The organism is Clostridium punense, from assembly GCF_017874425.1.
Lineage (GTDB): Bacteria > Bacillota > Clostridia > Clostridiales > Clostridiaceae > Clostridium_J > Clostridium_J punense.
This window is the reverse complement of record NZ_JAGGLL010000090.1, coordinates 1-1,679: the sequence shown is the minus strand read 5'-3', so window position 1 is coordinate 1,679 and position 1,679 is coordinate 1. Positions and strand designations below refer to the sequence as shown.

At 37.8% G+C, this 1,679-nt stretch carries 1 protein-coding gene; it reads left to right on the top strand.

The genetic code is table 11. The features are described from left to right. The first annotated feature begins 328 nt into the window (after positions 1 to 328). A complete protein-coding gene (locus J2Z44_RS21345; RefSeq protein ID WP_209650062.1) occupies positions 329 to 1,573 on the top strand; it encodes an IS110 family RNA-guided transposase in 1,245 nt (414 codons plus the stop codon). Positions 1,574 to 1,679 lie beyond the last annotated feature (106 nt).

Sequence of the window (1,679 nt, the reverse complement as noted above, 5' to 3'; positions counted from 1 at the left end):
TCATAGTTATATTCATTCCTTTCGCTACGCTCAAGGCACAAAACGGAATGAAATGTGCCTTTAAACGAATTTTGTTTTTAAACCAAGTCTATAATCAAATCATAGGGATATCAGTAAACTACAAATCACGGGGAGGTGAGTGGGCTACTTCGCTTATGAAGTGACTGCATAGTTATATGTGTAGATTGTCTTTTCAAGCACAAATAAGTGTGCCAGTGAGCACGTAACCTTATCTTTGTTTAAACATTCTCGTTTAATGCTAGACAATCAGTCAATGCTGCCTATCCCTGTAATTCACAGAACCTATCGGTTCAGAAGGGAGTTCCCTATGTCTCTAAAAATTGTGTATCAAATTTGTTGTGGGATTGACGTCCACAAAACCTTTGTGGTTGCTTGTATTGCTTCCACTAATTCTAATGGTATTACTGTCTACAAAAGCCATCGCTTTTCTACCTATACACAAGGTTTAAGAGAGCTGTTACAGTGGCTTAAAGACAATAACTGCAAAGATGTATGCATGGAATCTACCGGGAAGTATTGGATTCCTGTGTTTAATATACTAGAGAACTCATGCAACATTGTACTTGCACATCCAAAATATGTTAAGGCTATCCGTGGGAAAAAAACTGACAAGAAAGATGCGAAATGGATTGCTGACCTGTTTAAGCATGATCTTGTTGCCGGTAGCTTTATGCCTCCTGCTGATATTAGGCAGCTCCGTGACTTAACTCGCTATCGCTTTAAGCTTACATGCTTTATGGCTAGTGAGAAGAACAGACTCCAAAATTGTCTCACAGTTTCCAACATACAGTTAGGAAACGTTGTTTCAGACACCTTCGGTAAAAGTTCTCAGAAGATACTTAATAAGATTCTGGAAAATCCTTTTGATACCTCTTTTGATATTAAACCTTTAATTCACAGTTCCATGGAGAAAAAGCTCTCCGAATTAGAACTCGCTGTTGATGGATATATAACCCCAGAACAAGCTGGTAAATTAAAGATTATTAAAAGTCATTTTGAGAATTTGGAAGCCCGGAAAGCAGAGCTAGAAAAACTGATTCTTGCGCTCGCCAGTCCCTATCAACAAGAACTCGACCTAATTCTAACCGCTCCATCTTTTAAAAACATCTTCTCTGCAATTACTGTTATTGCAGAAATAGGCGTAAACATGGAGGCTTTCCCTTCGGCGAAACACTTATGCTCATGGTCTGGATTAACTCCAACTAACAATGAAAGTGCAGGAAAGAAAAAGTCTGTCCGGGTTTCCAAAGCAGGATGTTATATTAAGCCACTTCTAGTACAGTGCGCTACCGCCGTTGTTAAAAGCGAAAAACATCCTGAAATTCGTAACCGCTATCTGCGTATCAAAAAGCGTCGCGGTCACAAGAAAGCAATCATTGCTATTGCGAGAATGCTTCTAACAGCATTATACAACATGCTAAAGAATAAACAACCATATAATGCAGAATTATACAAAAACTCTGATGTTTTTCCTGTAGAACGTGAAATAACAATAGATCAAGCTATCTTATTAGCGCAGCACCAAGGTTATAAAATCAAGTCAGCTCCTTAACCTTAACATTTAATTGTATATTTAATTTTTAAAAGTCACCCTTCGGATGGCTTGTTTGCTATGCCATCATATTTTTATAGCTATTCATACTTTAAATTTCAACCTT

What these genes read in the sequence shown, in the direction of transcription:
- J2Z44_RS21345 (WP_209650062.1), top strand. Translation starts at nt 329, where the DNA reads ATGTCTCTAAAAATTGTGTATCAAATTTGTTGTGGGATTGACGTCCAC.